14 protein-coding genes are annotated in these 18,990 nt (G+C 58.7%); 6 read left to right on the forward strand and 8 right to left on the reverse strand.

The features are described from left to right. Positions 1-7: 7 nt before the first annotated feature. The 8 genes from adk to CK910_RS18275 form a co-directional block, all read right to left on the reverse strand. Positions 8-652: an adenylate kinase gene (gene adk, locus CK910_RS18235; protein ID WP_043555429.1), complete on the reverse strand. Its 645-nt coding sequence runs from the start codon at positions 650-652 to the stop codon at positions 8-10. A gap of 258 nt (positions 653-910) precedes the next feature. Beyond that, positions 911-2,824, reverse strand: coding sequence for a molecular chaperone HtpG (gene htpG, locus CK910_RS18245; protein ID WP_098984246.1), 1,914 nt, complete (start codon positions 2,822-2,824; stop codon positions 911-913). A gap of 241 nt (positions 2,825-3,065) precedes the next feature. Continuing rightward, positions 3,066-3,668, reverse strand: a complete 603-nt coding sequence (gene recR / locus CK910_RS18250) for a recombination mediator RecR (RefSeq protein WP_043138375.1) — start codon at positions 3,666-3,668, stop codon at positions 3,066-3,068. Positions 3,669-3,864: 196 nt separating this feature from the next. Beyond that, the gene (gene fdhD, locus CK910_RS18255; RefSeq protein WP_098984247.1) at positions 3,865-4,689 is read right to left on the reverse strand and encodes a formate dehydrogenase accessory sulfurtransferase FdhD; all 825 of its coding nucleotides are present in this window, start codon (positions 4,687-4,689) and stop codon (positions 3,865-3,867) included. A 10-nt stretch (positions 4,690-4,699) separates the two neighbouring features. Beyond that, positions 4,700-6,814 (reverse strand): sigma 54-interacting transcriptional regulator, encoded by a 2,115-nt coding sequence (locus CK910_RS18260; RefSeq protein WP_098984248.1) that lies wholly within the window; start codon positions 6,812-6,814, stop codon positions 4,700-4,702. Positions 6,815-7,177: 363 nt separating this feature from the next. Then, the gene (locus tag CK910_RS18265; RefSeq protein ID WP_065403213.1) at positions 7,178-7,576 is read right to left on the reverse strand and encodes a hypothetical protein; all 399 of its coding nucleotides are present in this window, start codon (positions 7,574-7,576) and stop codon (positions 7,178-7,180) included. A gap of 82 nt (positions 7,577-7,658) precedes the next feature. Further along, a complete protein-coding gene (gene fdhF, locus CK910_RS18270; RefSeq protein WP_098984249.1) occupies positions 7,659-9,803 on the reverse strand; it encodes a formate dehydrogenase subunit alpha in 2,145 nt (714 codons plus the stop codon). 142 nt (positions 9,804-9,945) lie between these two features. After that, positions 9,946-10,560, reverse strand: coding sequence for a 4Fe-4S dicluster domain-containing protein (locus tag CK910_RS18275; protein WP_098984250.1), 615 nt, complete (start codon positions 10,558-10,560; stop codon positions 9,946-9,948). A 552-nt stretch (positions 10,561-11,112) separates the two neighbouring features. On the opposite strand from CK910_RS18275, the gene CK910_RS18280 reads away from it, so the two are divergent. The 6 genes from CK910_RS18280 to CK910_RS18305 all read left to right on the forward strand — a co-directional run bounded on the left by CK910_RS18280 (position 11,113) and on the right by CK910_RS18305 (position 18,960). Next, positions 11,113-11,820, forward strand: a complete 708-nt coding sequence (locus tag CK910_RS18280; protein WP_157774646.1) for a hypothetical protein — start codon at positions 11,113-11,115, stop codon at positions 11,818-11,820. Positions 11,821-11,860: 40 nt separating this feature from the next. Then, entirely contained in the window at positions 11,861-12,571 is a 711-nt protein-coding gene (locus CK910_RS18285; RefSeq protein WP_098984252.1) for an Abi-alpha family protein, read from the forward strand. Between the two features lie 527 nt (positions 12,572-13,098). After that, positions 13,099-14,967 (forward strand): low affinity potassium transporter Kup, encoded by a 1,869-nt coding sequence (gene kup / locus CK910_RS18290; protein WP_098984253.1) that lies wholly within the window; start codon positions 13,099-13,101, stop codon positions 14,965-14,967. A 486-nt stretch (positions 14,968-15,453) separates the two neighbouring features. Beyond that, entirely contained in the window at positions 15,454-16,134 is a 681-nt protein-coding gene (locus tag CK910_RS18295; RefSeq protein ID WP_098984254.1) for a 4Fe-4S dicluster domain-containing protein, read from the forward strand. After that, positions 16,134-18,005, forward strand: coding sequence for a hydrogenase 4 subunit B (gene hyfB, locus CK910_RS18300; protein ID WP_098984255.1), 1,872 nt, complete (start codon positions 16,134-16,136; stop codon positions 18,003-18,005). Before CK910_RS18295 ends, hyfB begins: the two co-directional genes overlap by 1 nt. A gap of 1 nt (position 18,006) precedes the next feature. Further along, complete coding sequence (locus tag CK910_RS18305) at positions 18,007-18,960, forward strand: respiratory chain complex I subunit 1 family protein (protein ID WP_098984256.1); 954 nt, start codon at positions 18,007-18,009, stop codon at positions 18,958-18,960. Positions 18,961-18,990: the final 30 nt, after the last annotated feature.

Consider the following 18,990-nt stretch of genomic DNA (forward strand, 5'->3'; position numbering starts at 1 on the left):
GGCAGGCTTAGCCCAGAATGGCGGCCAGCTGCTTGCTGACCAGATCCACCGGCTGGGTGCCGTCGATCTTGACGTAACGGGTGTTGCCCGCGTCCGCCTCTTTACCGTAGAAACCGATCAGCGGCGCAGTCTGCTGATGGTACACGTCCAGACGCTTGCGCACTGTGGTCTCTTCGTCGTCAGCACGGATCACCAGATCCTCGCCGGTCACGTCATCCTTGCCTTCCACTTTCGGCGGGTTGAACACCACGTGGTAGGTACGGCCGGAGCCGGAGTGGACGCGACGACCGCTCATGCGCTTGACGATCTCTTCGTCCGGCACGTCGAATTCCAGCACGAAGTCGACCACGACACCGGCATCCTTCATGGCTTGCGCCTGGGGAATGGTGCGCGGGAAGCCATCCAGCAGGAAGCCGTTGGCGCAATCCGGTTGGGCGATACGCTCTTTGACCAGGCCTATGATGATGTCGTCAGAGACGAGCTGACCTGCGTCCATCACGGCTTTGGCCTTGAGGCCCAGCTCGGTGCCCGCCTTGATCGCCGCACGCAGCATGTCGCCGGTGGAGATCTGCGGAATACCGTGTTTTTCCATGATGAACTGAGCCTGAGTACCCTTGCCGGCACCCGGAGCCCCCAACAGAACAATGCGCATACACGCTCCTATTGATTGGTTATTCAATTCTTGAGAAGGCAAAAAACTACACGGTTTCGCTCATTTTCACAAGCTTGCCCCGTGTGAGTGGCTTATTTTTCACCATGTTCCCGCAGCGGCGAGGCGACTCAAGCCGCAACGCTACCCTGAAAAAATGAGTGAAAATGCAGCGCCCCCCCAATAACGAAGAGAGGCGCTTGCCCCTTGTCGGGCAAGCGCCACATAAAAAAGGCCCACTGCATGCAGTGGGCCCAAACATCATGCCTGGAGTAACAAACGGTTGATACGGGAGACGAAGCTCGCCGGATCATTCAGCCCGCCCTGCTCTGCCAGCTGGGCCTGTTCGTGCAGCAGGGTGACCCACTCGCCGAACAGCGCCTCGTCCTGGATGGTGTCGAGCTTCTTCACCAGCGCGTGATCCGGGTTGAGCTCCAGAATGTACTTCTGCTCAGGTACCGGCTGGCCGGCGGCGCGCATCAGCTTGATCATCTGGGTGCTCATGCCGTGGTCGTCGGTGACGATGCAGGAGGGTGAGTCGGTCAGACGGTGGGTGACACGCACCTCTTTCACCGCGTCGGCCAGGCTCTGCTTGACCCGCTCAACCAGACCGGCGTTGGCTTTTTCAGCCTCCTCCTGCGCCTGCTTGGACGCTTCATCCTCCAGATCCCCCAGATCCAGCTCGCCACGGGTCACAGAGACCAGCTGCTTGCCGTCGAACTCGGTGAGGTGGCTCATCAGCCACTCGTCGACGCGCTCCCACATCAGCAGCACTTCGACGCCCTTCTTGCGGAAGATCTCGAGGTGCGGGCTGTTCTTGGCGGCGGCGAAGCTGTCGGCGGTGATGTAATAAATCTTCTGCTGGCCTTCCTTCATGCGGCCAACGTAATCCTCGAGAGAGACGGTCTGGGCTTCGCCCTCGCCCGCCGTGCTGGCAAAGCGCAAGAGCTTCGCGATCTCTTCGCGGTTGGCGTGATCCTCGGCCGGACCCTCTTTGAGCACGTTGCCGAACTCGCTCCAGAACTTGGCGTACTTCTCGCTGTCATCCTTGGCCAGCTTGGCCAGCATGGTCAGCACCCGCTTGGAGCAGGCCTTGCGCAGGGAGACGGTCACCTTGTTGTCTTGCAGAATTTCACGGCTGACGTTGAGCGGCAGATCGTTGGAATCCAGCACCCCTTTGACAAAGCGCAGGTAGGCCGGCATGAACTGCTCGGCGTCGTCCATGATGAAGACGCGCTGCACGTAGAGCTTGAGGCCGTGTTTCTGATCCCGGTTGTAGAGATCGAAGGGGGCACGGGCCGGTACGTAGAGCAGGCTGGTGTACTCCTGCGCCCCTTCCACCCGGTTGTGACCCCACAAGAGCGGATCTTCGAAGTCGTGGGCGACGTGCTTGTAGAACTCCTGGTACTCCTCGTCCTTGATCTCTTTCGGATTGCGGGTCCAGAGTGCGGTGGCGCGGTTGACCTGCTCCCACTCGCCCGGGGTACCGACGACGGTCTCGCCATCCTCTTCACGGTCTGGGGTGCCCTCTTTGAACATCTCCACCGGCACGCTGATGTGGTCGGAATACTTGGCGACCACGGCGCGCAGACGCCAGTCGTCGAGGAACTCTTCCTCTTCGGCACGCAGGTGCAGGATGACGTCGGTACCACGGCCTTCCTTGGTCACATCGGCCACGGTGAAGGAGCCTTCCCCTTCCGATTCCCACTGCACCCCTTGATCAGGCTCGGTGCCGGCGGCGCGGGAAACCACAGTCACCTTGTCGGCAACGATGAAGGCGGAGTAGAAACCGACACCAAACTGACCGATCAGCTGGGAGTCGCGGCCCTGATCACCGGACAAGTTCTTGAAGAACTCGGCGGTACCGGACTTGGCGATAGTGCCCAGATGCTCGATCACCTGATCCCGGCTCATACCTATGCCGTTATCAGAGATGGTCAGGGTCCGATTCTCTTTATCAACCACCAGGCGAACGCGCAACTGGCCGTCGTTTTCGAACAAAGAGGCATCGGAAAGCGCCTTGAAGCGCAGCTTGTCCGCCGCATCTGAGGCGTTGGAGATCAGCTCGCGCAGGAACACTTCTTTGTTGGAGTAGAGGCTGTGGGCCATCAGGCTCAGCAGTTGTTTGACTTCAGTCTGAAACCCGTGGGTTTCGGCATGAACGCTTTGGGTCATCGACACTATCCTCAGGCGATTCGGGTTGAACACATTCCTGATACAAGATGGGGCCTGGGATCCCCATTTCAAGGGGGACAAGTCTGCTGACGGTGCGAATGGCGATTTTTGCGCCAGCGCACTGCCAGGCACCGCCCATTGCTCAAACAAAAACCCGCCGAGGCGGGTTTGGGAAACAATAAGCCTGGCGCAGGCTCAGCTCAGTGGCTGATACGGCCTCAATTAAGGGGCTGACGCGGGCTCAATTAAGGGGCTGACGCCCCATCAGCGAGTGAGAAAGCGTGGTGCCATCCACCAGCTCCAGCTCGCCACCCACCGGCACGCCGTGGGCAATCCGGCTCACCTTGACGCCGGCGGCGCGGGCCATGTCGGCGATATACCAGGCGGTGGCATCCCCTTCGATAGTGGGGTTGGTGGCCAGGATCAGCTCGCTGATGGACTCGGCCTTCAGGCGCCGCTCCAGGATCTCCAGCCCCAGCTCTTCCGGGCCTATGCCATCGAGGGGGGACAGGTGCCCCATCAGCACGAAGTAACGGCCGGAGAACTGGCCCGTGTGCTCGATGGCGGCCACGTCCGCCGGGCTCTCCACCACGCACAGCAGGCCGCTCTCTTCGCGCTTGGGATTGGCGCAGATCTCGCAGCGATCGTTCTCGGTGAAGGTGCGGCAATGGCTGCAGTGGCCTATCTCGGTCAGCGCCCGGTTGAGCAGCTGGGCCAGTCGCAAGCCGCCGCTGCGCTCGCGCTCGAGCAGGGTGAACGCCATGCGCTGGGCCGACTTGGGACCGACCCCCGGCAGCACCTGCAGGGCCTTCATCATCTCATCCAGCAAGGGGCTGAATTTCATGGGCTAAGTATCCTTTGACGCTGTGTCGGCGGGCGGCGACCTCAAGCAACCCTTGCGGGTGCGGGTTGCGCTTCGCCCGACCGAACCTATCTTGTTGGCGCAGGACTATACCCGAGCCGCCCCCCGTCCGCCAATGGCCTTGTACCTGCCGGCGCTATGACGTCGCCGACCGGATGAGGCGGCGAGCAAGACCACACTAGCCCAGCAGGATGCGCTGACGACCGCTGTAGATCTCGGCGCGGCCCGGGCGGCAAAAGCCCACCAGGGTGAGCCCGGTCTGCTCGGCCCGCTCGACCGCGAGCTCGGTGGCGGCCGAGATGGCAAGCAGTATCTCCACCCCGGCGCTGGCGCACTTTTGCACCATCTCGAAGCTGGCGCGGCTGGTCACCAGGATGGCGCCGTCGCGCCGGCCGGTGCGCTGCAGGTGCCCCACCAGCTTGTCGAGCGCTATGTGACGCCCCACGTCCTCGCGAATGGCCAGGATATTGCCCGCACCATCCACATGGACGGCGGCATGGGTGGCCCCCGTGCTCTGCCCCAGCAACTGCAGGGGCCGCAGCGCCGCCAGCACCTTGTCGATCAGGGTCACCTCGAAGCGCTGGCTGTCCGGCAGCCGCGGCAAAGTGCGCACCACCTGCTCCAGGCTCTCGCTGCCACAGATGCCGCACCCAGTGCGCCCCGCCAGGGTACGCCGCTTCTCTTTCAGGCGATGGACGCAGCGATTGGCCAGGGTGATATGCAGCTCAATCCCCTGGCAGCCATCGACCTGATCGATGTCGTGAATATCGTGGAGGCTGTCGATGATCCCCTCGGAGAGTGAAAAGCCGATGGCAAAGTCCTCCAGATCGGCGGCTGAACACATCATGACGCTGTGGGCCAGGCCGTTGTAGACCAGCGCCACCGGAGTTTCGCAGGGCAGCTGCATGGCGCTGTCCGTGGTGACGCCGTCGCGCTGGTAATGGACCACCTCCCGGTGGGCGCTAAGCACCTGCGGCGTATCGCTATCGAGTTCGAGCAACATCTTGGAGCCCTTAGTTGAGGGTCTGGGGGGCTTTCGCCGAGATACCGAGCCGCTTCATCTTTGACAGCAGGGTGGTGCGCTTCATGCCGAGCCGGTTGGCGGCGCCCCGCTCCCCCGCGACTATGCCGTTGCATTCGCGCAAGGTGTCTATGATGGTCTGGCGCTCGTCCTCCACCCCCTCGCTCTGGCTGCTGGCGCCCTTGAACAAGGCCTGCTCGGGCTCGTCATAGACCAGGGTCTCTATCTTGTGATAGCCCTTGAGCGGCATCAGCTCGTCCGGCGAGAGGTTGAGCACATGGCCCCGGGTCATCACCACGGCGCGCTCTATGATGTTTTCCAGCTCGCGGATGTTGCCGTACCAGGGGAGCGACACCAGCATCTTCATGGCATCGGCCGGGATCGAGGTGATGTTGCGCCGCATCCGCTTGGCGATCTTCTTGATGAAGAAGTTGACCAAGAGCGGTATGTCTTCGCGCCGCTCACGCAGGGGTGGCAACTCGATGGGAAAGACGTTGAGCCGGTAGTAGAGATCGCTTCTGAAGCGCTTGTTCTTGACCATGGAGAGCAGATCGCAGTTGGTGGCCGCCACCAGCCGCACGTCGATGGCGATGGGGTTGCTGTTGCCGACCCGCTCCAGCTCGTGTTCCTGCAATACCCGCAACAGCTTGGGCTGCAAGTCCAGCGGCATGTCCCCCACCTCGTCCAGAAACAATGTGCCCTTGTGCGCCCGCTCGAAGCGACCGATGCGCTGGGCCAGGGCGCCGGTGAAGGCCCCCTTCTCGTGGCCGAACAGATCGCTCTCGATGAGGCCGGTGGGAATGGCGGCGCAGTTTACCTTCACCATCTCCTGTTCGCGGCGATCGCTCAGCCGATGGATGGCCTGGGCGATCAGCTCCTTGCCGGTGCCGGTTTCCCCCAGGATCAGCACTGAGCAGTCGCTCTGGGCCACCAGCTTCACCTTCTCCAGCACGCTCTCCATGACGGCGCTTTGATAGATGATGCTGGAGAAATCGGCGTTGGGCTCGAGCTCCGCCACCCGGATCGTCTTCTCGCGGGCCCCCGTGGTGTTGGAGATCTCCTGCTGCGCCTGCACGTTGTTCATGGCAATGGCGGTACGGGCCGCCACCTGCTCCAGCAATGAGATATCGATGTCGGCAAAGAAATCGGCATCCGGGTGGGAGAGGATCAAGACCCCCAGCAGATTGCCCCGATAGCGCAGCGGCAGTATGCAGGAGCTGTCCGCATCGGCCGGCAGTATCTGGGAGCTGAAGCGGCAGCTCGAATCGCAGCCGTGGCCCTGCTCCCGATAGATGAAGAAGGGCTCGCTGTGGCCGAGCGCCCCCTGCAGACAGTTCTTCTCGAAACAGGAGTGGTTGATGATGCCGGGCTGATCGCTCTGCTGCTGATTGACCAGATAGCTCTTGAAGCTGTCGGAGGTGGCGTTGTACTCCGCCAGGCAGAGGCTGCTGATGGAGAAGTGGTGCTGCAGTATGGAGAAGAGGCTCCTCGGCAGCTCGGCGATGCGCACCAGTTTGATCACCGCATTGGTGACATCCACCAGGATCTTGCAGCTGTCGCGCTCCAGACGCAGGGAGTTGGCCTGCTCCAGGGTGCGCTCCTTGTCGAGCACGTTCTCGAGCGCGATGGCGACGATGGCCGCCAGCTGGGTCAGCTTGGCCAGGGTCTCCATCGGGAAGGCATTGGCCGCCGGGCTGATGAACTCCACCCCGCCCAGGTGGCTGCGGGCCGTGGTGATGGGCAGTTGGCAGTAAGAGTGCAACCCCTCATACACCCCGGCCGCCGCCAGTAACTCGCAGCGGTTGTGAAAGCGGGCCACGGGCAGCACTATGGCCTGCTCCCTGGAAAAATGGAGATCAGCCTTGGCACAGACCAGGTGCTTGGGGCCCTTCTCCCCCATGAAGTAGAAGAGGGCCTCCTCCCCCGTCCCCAGATTGAGGATCAGGTTGACCCGGGTCACCCCGGCGAAGCAGGCGTCGATCCGGTTCAGCTTCTTGATGAAATCATCCAGGGTGACGGCGGAGAGCAGGTTCTTGGAGAGAGAGAGAAAGCCGTCATCCCAGATGGGTGAGATGTCGGTTAACGGAATGGCACTCACATTCAGCATTCTGGCCTCACGTTACATCTATATGGGCAAAAGATTGCAGGCACATTGCGGTCAGCAACGACGGTAAACAACAGGTCAGCCAGATCCGTCAGATGTTATAATTAATTTTTAAAAACTTAACGCTTAATTATAAAAACTAACATGCCTTGAAATAGCTTCTCACTGCCTGACGCATAATAAGGTAGCCCTACCCCCATTACAACCAGACAGGCCAGCGCCAATATCCCGCCATCACTACCAAATATGCTCACATTGGCTCACATATATTGCCGTGCTCCGCCAATTCCTGTCGGCTCGCGTCGCTGCATGGCGTCGTTTGATGGGTTGACTGGATAGCCGCCGCTTGCCCATGGCTGCACCCCGTCAGGAGGAGATGAGCTGGTAGTTGTAGAGCTTGAGGCCACCCAGGATGAAACCGGCCGACAGCAGCTGAAATGCAATCAATAACCCACTGATATTGTCGGCTATTTCTGCAGACACCGCCTGATGGGTGAGCAGGATCACCAGCGCCAGCAAGCCCGTCAGCAAGCCGTTGACCAGGGTGGTGGAGAGAAAGGCGATGAGCCAGGCCGCCTGCACGCTCAGCGCCGCCAGCACGGCGCCCATGGCGATGCGCGCGGCGATAAAACAGCCGAAGAAACCGAACCCCAGCAGAAATATCAACTCGTCGTGCCACCAGAAGCAGACCAGCCCCAATAACATCACCAGAAAATAAGCGGAAACATAAAAGATCCCGAATGAGAGAGTTAATTCATTTTTCATGAAGGACACCTGCCAGCTGAAAAAAGGATGAGAGGATCCGGGCCCTGTGAACAGAGCCTGGATCCACTTTATTTAACGACGATTACCCTTTGGCGGCGCTGCGCAATTTCGCCTTGAGAGCACTGTATTCAGTCTGGACGTACACTTCCGCCTCGGGCTGATCCTCAATGCGCTCAATCTTCACTGCGCAGTACTTGTACTCCGGGGTGTAGGAGACGGGATCAAGGTGCTCTATGGTGAGCTCGTTGCACGCCCCGATCCACCACTGGTAGGTCATGTAGACCACACCGGCGTTGACCCGTTCGTTGTAGTTGGCCCGGGTGATCACCTTGCCGCGCCGCGACGAGATCCAGACCAGCGCCTGATCCTTCACGCCAAGCTTTTGCGCATCGCTCGGATGGATCTGCACATAGCCGGGCTCATCGGCCAGGGTCTGCAGCGCCGAGCAGTTGCCTGTCATCGAGCGGCAGGAGTAGTGACCCACCTCCCGTACCGTGGAGAGCACCAGCGGGTACTCGGCACAAGGCTGCTCCAGCGGTGCCCGCCACTCGGAGGCAATCAGCTGACCCTTGCCGCTCGGGGTGGTGAACACATTCCCCTCGAACAATGTGCTGGTGCCCGGGTGATCCTCGGTCGGGCAAGGCCACTGCACGCTCTTGAGATCGGCCATCTTGTCGTAGCTGACCCCGGTATAGAGCGGGCAAAGGGCGCGCATCTCGTCCCAGATCTGTTGGGTGTCGCGATACTCCATGGGATACCCCATGGCGGTGGCCATCAGGGAGAAGATGGCCCAGTCCGGCTTCACATTGTCCGGCGGCGTCACCGCCTTGTAGAAGCGCTGGAAGCCGCGATCCGCCGAGCTGTAAACCCCCTCGTGCTCGCCCCAACTGGTGGCGGGCAGGATCACATCCGCCATCTCGGCGGTCTGGGTCATGAAGATATCCTGCACTATCACCAGATCCATGCCGCCCAGGGTACGCCTGAACTGGGCCAGGTCGGCCTCGGTCTGCGCCGGATCTTCCCCGAAGATGTAGAAGGCCTTGCACTTGCCCTCCTCCACCTTGTGGCTGAGCTCGGTCAAGCGATAACCCGGTTTCTGGGACAGGGACTCTACGCCCCACGCCTTGGCAAACTTGGCGCTGATGGCGGGATCGCTCACCGACTGATAGCCCGGGAACTGATGCGGCAGCATCCCCATGTCGCAGGTGCCCTGCACGTTGTTCTGGCCGCGCACCGGACCGCAACCGGTGCCACGGCGACCGAAGTTGCCGGTCAGCAGCGCAATTCCGGCCAGCCCCTTGACCACATCCACCGCCTGACCGTACTGGGTCACCCCCATGCCCCACAGGATCATGGAAGCAGGCGAGGCCGCATAGGTGCGGATGGCGGCGCGGATATCGGCGGCCTTGAGGCCGGTGATCCCCTCCACGTATTCCGGGGTGTACTTGGCCACCAGCGCCTTGTAGGCCTCAAACCCCTCGGTGTAGTTGGCGACGAACGCCTTGTCATAGAGGTTCTCGGCGATCAGCACGTTGCCGAAGGCATTGACCAGCGCCATGTTGGAGCCGTTTTTGAGCGGCAGCCACTGATCGGCGATGCGGGCGGTCTCCACCATGCGGGGATCACACACAATCACCTTGGCCCCGTTCGCCTTCGCCTTGAGGATATGGCGGGCGACTATGGGGTGAGAGTCAGCAGCGTTGTAACCAAACACCAGCAGGCACTTGGTCTCTTGAATTTCGGGAATGGCGTTGCTCATGGCGCCGTTGCCTACAGTTGTCTCCAGACCGGAGACTGAGGGTGCGTGTCACACCCTCGCGCAGTGGTCGACGTTGTTCGTCCCAAGCACGGCGCGGGCAAATTTTTGCATCACATAGTTGGCTTCGTTGCCGGGGCCACGGGCCGAGCCTGTGGTCATGATGGCGTCCGGGCCATATTTCGCCTTGATGGCAGCCAGACGGCTGCTGGCAAAGTCGATGGCTTCGTCCCAGGAGACGGATTCGAGCTTGCCACCGCGCTCGCGGCGGATCATAGGGCTCTTGAGACGGGGGGTCAGCAGGTTGGTGTCGTTCAAGAAATCCCAACCGTAATAGCCCTTGAGGCAGAGCTGCCCCTCGTTGGTCCGGCCGTTGGCGCCTTCGGCCCCCACCACCTTGTCGTTTTCAACCAGCAGGTTGATCTTGCAACCGGTGCCGCAATAGGGGCAGACGGTAATGACTTTTTTCATGACTCACACTCTTGTTTGTTAACGGTAAAAGGCTGTTAACGATAAAAGGCCTTTAACGAAAATGGCTTGCCAGGGATAAAGGGCAAAGCAGCGCCCAGCAAGGGGCTGTGCACGCCATCTTGATGCCCCACTCCCGTATGCCTCACCCCTGTGCGGAGACCGGCTGGCGCTGGCAGGACGCCATCGCCTCGGCACTGGCCAGCTGCTTCTGGCGGTTCAGCTCGCCGAGCGACTCCGGCGTCACCAAGCGCAGCGCCTGGGTCGGGCACACCTCGACACAGGCCGGGCCCGCCTCACGGTGACGGCAGAGATCGCACTTCAAGGCTTGCGCCTTGGTCTGCGGGCGCTTGAACAGCGCATCGGCTTCGGGGGCCACCTCTTTCACCACCACCGCCATGGCACCGTAAGGACAGGCCACCACGCAGGATTTGCAGCCGATGCAACGCGCCTGCAGCACCTTGACGCAACCATCCTCGCTGACAATGGCATTGTTGGGGCAGGCCACAGCACACGGCTTGTCTTCACACTGGCGGCACAGCACGGGCGTAGTCACCTTGCTGCCGACGATCACCTTCAGGCGCGGCTGGAAATAGCTGTCCTTGGAGACCAGATGTCCATCCTCGATGGCAAGACGCAGGCCGCCCTCCCGCTCAACGGTACCCGCGCAGGACGTTGACTGGTGTGACACGGCGCAGGCCACCTCACAGGTACGGCACCCAATACAAAGACTGGGATCTGCAATCACGAAGCTGTTCATAGAGAGGGATCCTAAATGTTTCGTTACTGCCGCACTGGCATCGCCCGGCGTGCCCAAGTGTCATCGCCTCAGGGGGCGCACACTCAAACACCGACGACGCAGCCGGCTCACCCACAAAGCATTTATCAGACCAAAAGCGGGGACGGGCCAAATAAAGTTCACAAGCAACTGAAAATAAAGGGGTAATCAGAAACATGGACGACGACTTTCAGGCCGGTGACGATGACGACAGCCCCGCCGAACTGTGATCGACACGACAAAAGTGACGAGCTCGACACCAGGTGACAGCCCCCTGCCCCAGCTGATTATCGGGGAGTGTAAACAGCATGATCAGAGAAGATTCCGGGGCGGCCATTGTTTGGTTTTACTATCGGGATAGCCCATAAGCACCAAGCAAACCTGAATGATAAATCGTTTTACATCGACTGATTTGTTGAGCCAGAGCAGGTTTTCAACCCATGTCCCTTCAGTTCTTATCGTATTCAGTTAATATGGAAAAATTAAAATTTTACTACTCATTATCGAAAGTGCAGGCTTTAAATTGGTGACAATATGACAATTTTAAAAACCTCTGTTAAATCAAGAATAATAAGTTCTTTGGGCGATCAAAACTTTTGTCGTGAAGACTTCACTCTTGTATTTCCTGATAATGGAAATACATTGGTGCATGTAACATTTTCAGCAAAACCAAAATATACATTTAGAATTTATGAGAGCTCGGGAGTTATAAACTTTATCAACATAAACAAAAATGCAGATGTAGCATCCAGGACTATATGTCAAATGTCTCCTGGACAATATAAAAATGTTGAACAAAAAGCGTATGATGACTTAGACTCTGCAATAGCAACAATACCGCACTGGTTAGGATATATAAAAGAAGATCTTATAAACCTCAGGTTCAATGACACATCCATAATTGATGATTTCACTCAAAGCTTTCAGGAAAAAGTTGACGAATCAATAGACGAACCAGACTCTTACTTTACTGAAGAAGAAGCTAACGTACTAAAAGAAAAACTAGATGATTTAAAGCGTAGAGTCGAAGAACTTGAAGCTCGCGATGAAATATCAAGCAATGATAAAAAACAATTCGACAATGCAATAAACAAAACAAAATCAGACTTAGATATATTCCCAAAAGGGATGTGGTATAAGACAGCAGGAAATAAAATAATTAGTTTAATCAAATCAGTTCTAAAAACTCAAGAAGGTAGGCAAGCGTTGTTTGAAGTCGCCAAGAAATTGCTCGGCGCATAAAAATCAACAGTTTTACTCCTATATTAGAGAGGTTTATTAGATGTGTTCCGACAGTGAATCTATAAAAGAAGTTGCCAAAGCAACACAAGAAGTAGCAAAAACGACATCCCAAGCTATTACAGCTAGTCAAGAAGTAGGTAGTTTTTTATCAAAATTCATTTCTGGGCCGCTGGAGCAATACAAGGGGATTGTTGAAGATAAATTACGTTATATTAGATGGGAAAGACAAATCAGACTAATGATGCGCGCTAAGCAATTTCTACATGAAAGTGGACTGCCCGCACCTGACAATCCTATCCCATTAAAGAATGCTGTTGCATTATTCGAATATGCAACTCTGGAGGAAAACAATGAACTTCAAGATTTATGGGCTCGTCTTTTAGTTAATGGCACAAATAAGATGACAGGTATAAAAATCGAGCGTGCGTTTATTGAAATACTCGCTCAAATATCTTACTTAGAAGCAAATATTTTGCAAAAAATATACTCTGTTCCTTTTGAAGATACTCAACACAACGGTATATTAACCGCAAACTTGCCTAACAGTGTTATTGTCTATGATGATAATAACGATGATGTAGATCTCCTTAAAGAACCAAGCCATGATGTAAAATTGGCACTTGCAAATCTAGTTCGTCTTGGGTGTGTTAAATTCGCTTTCAGCTGGGGTGGGGGTGAGATCTTCACAAAAATAAACCCAACGATTATGGGAAAAGAGCTTATTCATGCATGCACATCACTTAAAATTTAATGGTATAGGGCCGTAGGGTGCAATAAGCGTAGCACATTGCACCTTTTGCCTCTTTTAATACTTGGTGCAACTCACTTCGTTCATTGCACCCTACTTCCTGTCTCTTGATAAATAAAGACTCTATCGCCACCCAACACAGTCCTCTTTACCCACCTCTGCATCAATTTATTAGTCAGCATTTTATCGTATATTTTTCAATCAGCCTGATTGAAAACTCTGGCCAAAATGGATACTCAGAGAAAACAAACGCTTGCACGCGCCCCGACGGGTTATTTCAATCAATGGATAATTAATAATTTCGTTCAAAAGCCCCTTTTGATTATTTATACCAGAGCATGATCCCACAGAGTGTGTGTCATCATACGCTTAACGGCAGATGAACAGACTGTGTCCCATAATGAGCCCCTTTATATCCAGTTAACTCCCTTTCCCATAGCAATTTCTTAATACTATCCCGATTGAATATCAGGGTTTTTCCTGATCGTTCGGGCCCTTGTGCTTTGGCAAACGTGTAACAAGATAACCTCATGAGCTGTGATAACAAACAAGCCCTGTCCGGCGTCACGCTGGCGGCGATTGGCGTGGTCTATGGTGATATCGGCACCAGCCCCCTCTATACCCTGCGTGAGTGCCTGTCGGGTCAATTCGGGATCGGGGCCGAACCCGCCGCCATCCTGGGATTTCTCTCCCTCATCTTCTGGCTGCTGATCCTGGTGGTCTCGGTCAAGTACCTCTCCTTCGTGATGCGGGCCGACAACGCCGGTGAAGGGGGCATTCTCACCCTGATGTCGCTGGCCACCCGCAATGCCTCTCCCCGCTGGACGCCTGTGCTGATCATCCTGGGGCTGATTGGCGGCAGCTTCTTCTATGGCGAGGTGGTGATCACCCCGGCGATGTCTGTGATGTCGGCCATCGAAGGCTTGAGCCTGATGGCCCCCTCCCTCGACCCCTATATAGTGCCGCTCTCGGTGCTGGTGCTGACCCTGCTGTTTGCCATTCAAAAACATGGCACCGCCATGGTGGGCAAGCTGTTTGCCCCCATCATGCTCACCTGGTTTCTGACCCTGGCCGTGCTGGGGCTGCGCAGCATCATCCAGAATCCCGAGGTGCTGGGGGCGCTCAACCCCATCTGGGCGCTGCGCTTCTTCGCCGAGTACCAGACCACGTCCTTCTTTGCCCTCGGCGCCGTGGTGCTGGCCATCACAGGGGTGGAGGCGCTCTACGCCGACATGGGCCACTTTGGCAAGAACCCGATCCGGCTCGCCTGGTTTGTGGTGGTGCTGCCGTCGCTTGTGCTCAACTACTTCGGCCAGGGGGCCTTGCTGCTGGGCAACCCGGCGGCCATCGCCAACCCCTTCTTCCTGCTCGCCCCCAAATGGGCGCTGCTGCCGCTGCTGGTGCTGGCGACCATGGCGACCGTGATCGCCTCCCAGGCGGTGATCTCCGGGGTCTTCTCCCTCACCCGGCAGGCGGTGCGGCTCGGTTATCTCTCACCCATCCGCATCGTCCACACCTCCGAGCAGGAGTCCGGCCAGATCTATATTCCCGTCATCAACTGGATGCTCTACATCTCAGTGGTGATCGTCATCATGAGCTTCGAGCACTCCAGCAATCTGGCGGCAGCCTACGGTATCGCCGTGACCGGCACCATGGTGCTCACCTCCATCCTCTTCTGCTCCGTGGCCAAGAACAGCTGGCGCTGGCCCACCTACCTGGTGGCTGCCCTGTTCGCCCTGCTGCTGGCCATCGACGTGCCGCTGTTTGCCGCCAACCTGGGCAAGATCTTCTCCGGTGGCTGGCTGCCACTCACCCTGGGCGCCGTCATGTTCACCCTGATGACCAGCTGGAAGAGCGAGCGCTTCCAGCTTATTCGCCGCCTGAACGAGCACGGCAATTCGCTCGAGCCCATGATAGCCTCGCTGGAAAAATCCCCGCCGACCCGGGTGGCGGGCACAGCCGTCTATATGTCGCGGGTGGTCAATGTGATCCCCCATGCGCTGCTCCACAACCTCAAGCACAACAAGGTGCTGCACGAGCGGATAATCCTGCTCACCCTGCGGGTGGAGGATGTGCCCTACGTCCACAACGTGCGCCGGGTCTGCATCGAGCAGCTCTCCCCCACCTTCTGGCGGGTGGTGGCCAGCTACGGCTGGCGCGAGACCCCCAACATGGAGGAGATCTTCCACCGCTGCAACGCGGAGGGCTTGAGCTGCCGCATGATGGAGACCTCCTTCTTTATGGCCCACGAGTCGCTGATCATGAAGGAGCGCCCCTGGTACCTCTATCTGCGCGGCAAGCTGTTTATGCTGCTGCAACGCAACGCCCTGCGCGCCCCGGATCAGTTCGAAATCCCGCCCAACCGGGTGATAGAGCTGGGCTCGCAGGTGGATATTTGATGGCGTTTTTGATGGCATAAAGAACGCCAGCAAGAGAGAGGGAGGCATTGGCCTCCCTCTTTTTTTGCCGTTAACCGTTAACCGTTAACCACGGGGGCATTTCTCCCCCTCATCCCCAACCCTTCTCCCACGAGGGGAGAAGGGAGCTGACCACGACGACCATATGGCTGCAAACGGTGCAATTTACTTCGTTCTTTGCACCCCATTCCCTACCGCAGATGAATAACCCTTCCGCCCTTCATCACTACCCCGTATCCCTCCCTGTCGGCACTGTTTTTCCGGGGTGACGAAGCCTCTCCCGCCCTTCGTCACAAGTGACGAACGTCACACTTCGACACTGTGCCGCGTCCTCGCCACGGCTCGACACAAAATTTAAAGCCATTTAAAAACAACAACTTGAAATCAATTTCACGCTAATAGTCAATCTGGCCCGCATTTTGCCATCCTGCCCCTATTCTCTCCGTTCGCGACACGACAAGGTAGGCTATGAACCGCTTCGTTATCGCTGACCCCAAGCTGTGTATCGGCTGTGGCACCTGTATGGCGGCCTGCAGCACGGTTCACAAGGCGCAAGGTTTGCAGCAAGCCCCCCGATTAACCGTTATGCGACACGAGCAGGCGACCATGCCGGTTCAGTGCCGTCACTGTGAAGACGCCCCCTGCATTAAGGTGTGTCCGGTCGAGGCGATTGCCCAGACGGACGATTGCGTGCAGCTCAACGAGTCGCTCTGCATCGGCTGCAACCTGTGCGCCGTGGCCTGCCCGTTCGGCGCCATCCAGAGCGGTGGCAGCCGTCCGGTGGCCATGGCCAACAGCTACGACACCTATATCCCCAGCTCCATCCGCTCCAGCAACCCCTCCACCTCCGCCGGTCTGCGCTGCTTTGGCGAAGATCTGCTGAGCTGGGAGCCCGGCGTGCGCAGCATAGCGGTCAAGTGCGACCTCTGTGAATTTCGCGCAGAAGGCCCCGCCTGCATTGAGGCCTGCCCCTCCCAGTCACTGAGCATGGTCAACGACAGTGCCTGTGCCAGCGCCGCCCGCGACCGTCGCCTGCAAGCCGCCAACGCTCACCCGCAAGGTGCGCCCGCATTCTCGGCCTCTGCATGTTCGACCTCCACGACCACGCCCCCTTCACTCGACGCTTCAATCACAGAGGGAGTTCGCTGATGTTGTCCCCGCTTGTTATGGGCACGCTCGTGCTCTTTCTATTGGGCGCGGCCGCCGGTCTGCTGCTGCAAAAGCAGCCCTGGCTTGCCAACCGCCTCAATAGCGGCTTTGCCCTGCTGGGTTCGCTGGTCGGTGTGGTTGCCGCCATCAAGGCCCTGGCCCAAGGTGCCCCCATCGACGGCCAGCTCTGGCTGCTGGGTTCGGTACATCTGGACATGCTTGCCGCGCTCATGCTGCTGGTGATCACCCTCGTGGGCGTCGCCGTCTCCCTCTACTCCTTTGCCTATATCCGCGAGTACCAGGGCAAGGGGGATGTGGCCATTGGCGTGCTGATGAACCTCTTCCTCTTTGCCATGGTGGGCATGGTGCTGGCCGACAACGCATTGGGCTTTTTGCTCTGCTACGAGCTGGTGACCCTGACTACCTACTGGCTGGTCAAGACCAACCCGGACGCCGCCAAGCAGAGCCGTCTCTATCTGGTGATGAACCATATCGGCATGGCGCTGGTGCTCATCGCCTTCTGGCTGCTCTGCCGCGAAAGTGGCTCGCTGGAGTTCGCCGCCCTGCGTGAACACCATCTGGCGGGCGGATTGGCATCCCTGGTCTTCCTGCTCAGCTTCTGCGGCTTTGGCCTGCGCGCCGGTTTCGTGCCCCTGCACGGCTGGTTGCCGGTGGCCGAGCCCGTCGCCCCCTCCCATATTTCGGCGCTGATGTCCGGGGTCATGGTGAAACTGGGTCTGTTTGGCATTTTGCGGGTCAGCATCGATTTTCTCGGCGCCAGCCAGCTCTGGTGGGGCTACATGGTGCTGATCTTCGGTGCCTGCTCGGCTGTACTCGGGGTGCTGTTTGCGCTGGCCGAGCACGATCTCAAGCGGCTGCTCGCCTACCACACGGTGGAGAACATCGGCATCATATTGATGGGGATGGGCATTGGCATGATAGGCATCGCCAACCAGCAAGCCGCGCTGGTGGTGCTGGGGTTGCTCGGCGCGCTCTATCACCTGCTCAACCACGCCATCTTCAAGAGCCTGCTGTTTATGGGCACAGGATCTGTGATGTTCCGCCTGCACACCCGTGACATGGACAAGATGGGGGGCCTGGCCAAGCTGATGCCCTGGACCGCGCTGGCGTTCCTTATCGGCGCCATGGCCATCTCGGCGCTGCCGCCGCTCAACGGCTTTGTCAGCGAGTGGTTTATCTATCAGGCCTTGCTTTCCATGACCAAGCTCGGCACCTCTGTGGTGGCCCCGCTCGCGGTGGTGATGCTGGCGGTGACCGGCGCCATGGCGGTGATGTGTTTCGTCAAGGTGTATGGCATCTGCTTCTGCGGTGCCCCGCGCAGCGAGAAAGCGAGTCAGGCCCGCGAAGTACCCAATGCCATGGTGGCAGGCACCCTGCTGCTGGCCGCCGTCTGTCTGGTGTTGGGTCTGGGCGCCCCCTGGATTGCCCCCCATATCGCGGGTTACGGTCAGGCCCTTGTGGCCAGCCAGATGAGCGTCGCCACCGGCGCCACCCTGCTGCCGCTCGATAGCGCTCAGGCGATCCTCTCCCCGCCGGTCATTGCCATCACCCTCTTGGGGCTGTTCCTCATCCCGCTGCTGGTCGTGGCCATCTTCAAGGGGCCCAAGCTGGGTCGTCGTCACGCCGGTACGCCCTGGGCCTGTGGTTACGCCTATGAGGAGCGCATGAGCCTCACCTCCGGCGGTGTCACCCACACCTTGCGCCAGCTCTGCGCGCCGCTTTATCGCAAACAGCCGCAGCTCGATCTGGCCACCGCCCTGCACGGGGTGAGCGACGCCCCCGGCAACACTGGCTGGATCCTCCATGGCGTTGTACTGGCGCTCTTTATCCTGATGGCTGTAGGAGTCTGATATGCCTGTTCTTGAAATGCCGAGCTGGGGCATGGTTGCCCTCGCCCTGACCCAGGCCATCGCCATGCTGGCGCTGGCGCCGCTGGCCACAGGTTTCAACCGGGTGCTGCGGGCAAAAATGCACTCCCGTCAGGGGCCGGGCCTGCTGCAGGACTACCGGGATATCGGGAAGCTCCTGCGCCGCCAGGAGGTCACCCCCGAGCCTGCCGGCATCATCTTCAACCTGATGCCTGCGCTGCTGATCTCGGCCCTCTTGCTGGTAGCCATGGCGCTGCCGACCCTGACCCAGGAATCCCCCTTCCCCATCGCCGGGGATCTCATCACCGACATCTATCTGTTCGCCATCTTCCGCTTCTTCTTCTCCCTGGCGGGGCTGGACAGCGGCAGCATGTTTGCCGGGATAGGTGCCCGCCGCGAGCTGACGCTGGGCATTCTGGTGGAGCCCATTCTGGTGCTCGCCTGCTTCATCATGGCGATGATGGTGGGCAGTTCGGATCTGGGCAACATCAGCAGCTATGTGGCCAATCAGCCGCTGGCCGCGCCGATCGCCACCCTCTTGGCCGGCGCCGCCTGCGCCTTCGCGGTCTTTGTGGAGATGGGCAAGCTGCCCTTTGACTGCGCCGAAGCAGAACAGGAGTTGCAGGAGGGGCCGCTCACCGAATACTCGGGCGCGGGGCTGGCGCTGCTCAAGCTCAGCATGGGCCTCAAGCAACTGGTGGTGGTGCAGCTTTTTCTGGTTATTTTCCTGCCCTTCGGCAAGGCGGCGAACTGGAGCCTGCCCGCACTGGCGGTGGCAGCCCTGATCCTGCTGTGCAAGCTGCTGGTGGCCTTTCTTCTTGCGGGCATCATCGAAAACGCCATGGCCCGCACCCAGTTCGTGCGCACCCACAAGCTCACCCGCTATGGCCTGGGGCTGGCCCTGCTGGCGCTGCTCGCCTATCTGGTCGGGGTATAAGCCATGCCCGCCATCACAGCCATTTTTTTC

The organism is Aeromonas sp. CA23 (genome assembly GCF_002587065.1).
In the GTDB taxonomy this organism is placed as follows: domain Bacteria; phylum Pseudomonadota; class Gammaproteobacteria; order Enterobacterales; family Aeromonadaceae; genus Aeromonas; species Aeromonas bestiarum.

Coding starts and splice junctions, on each gene's coding strand:
- adk (WP_043555429.1), bottom strand. CDS start 652: ATGCGCATTGTTCTGTTGGGGGCTCCGGGTGCCGGCAAGGGTACTCAG.
- htpG (WP_098984246.1), bottom strand. CDS start 2,824: ATGACCCAAAGCGTTCATGCCGAAACCCACGGGTTTCAGACTGAAGTC.
- recR (WP_043138375.1), bottom strand. CDS start 3,668: ATGAAATTCAGCCCCTTGCTGGATGAGATGATGAAGGCCCTGCAGGTG.
- fdhD (WP_098984247.1), bottom strand. CDS start 4,689: ATGTTGCTCGAACTCGATAGCGATACGCCGCAGGTGCTTAGCGCCCAC.
- CK910_RS18260 (WP_098984248.1), bottom strand. CDS start 6,814: ATGCTGAATGTGAGTGCCATTCCGTTAACCGACATCTCACCCATCTGG.
- CK910_RS18265 (WP_065403213.1), bottom strand. CDS start 7,576: ATGAAAAATGAATTAACTCTCTCATTCGGGATCTTTTATGTTTCCGCT.
- CK910_RS18275 (WP_098984250.1), bottom strand. CDS start 10,560: ATGAACAGCTTCGTGATTGCAGATCCCAGTCTTTGTATTGGGTGCCGT.
- CK910_RS18280 (WP_157774646.1), top strand. CDS start 11,113: ATGACAATTTTAAAAACCTCTGTTAAATCAAGAATAATAAGTTCTTTG.
- CK910_RS18285 (WP_098984252.1), top strand. CDS start 11,861: ATGTGTTCCGACAGTGAATCTATAAAAGAAGTTGCCAAAGCAACACAA.
- kup (WP_098984253.1), top strand. CDS start 13,099: ATGAGCTGTGATAACAAACAAGCCCTGTCCGGCGTCACGCTGGCGGCG.
- CK910_RS18295 (WP_098984254.1), top strand. CDS start 15,454: ATGAACCGCTTCGTTATCGCTGACCCCAAGCTGTGTATCGGCTGTGGC.
- hyfB (WP_098984255.1), top strand. CDS start 16,134: ATGTTGTCCCCGCTTGTTATGGGCACGCTCGTGCTCTTTCTATTGGGC.
- CK910_RS18305 (WP_098984256.1), top strand. CDS start 18,007: ATGCCTGTTCTTGAAATGCCGAGCTGGGGCATGGTTGCCCTCGCCCTG.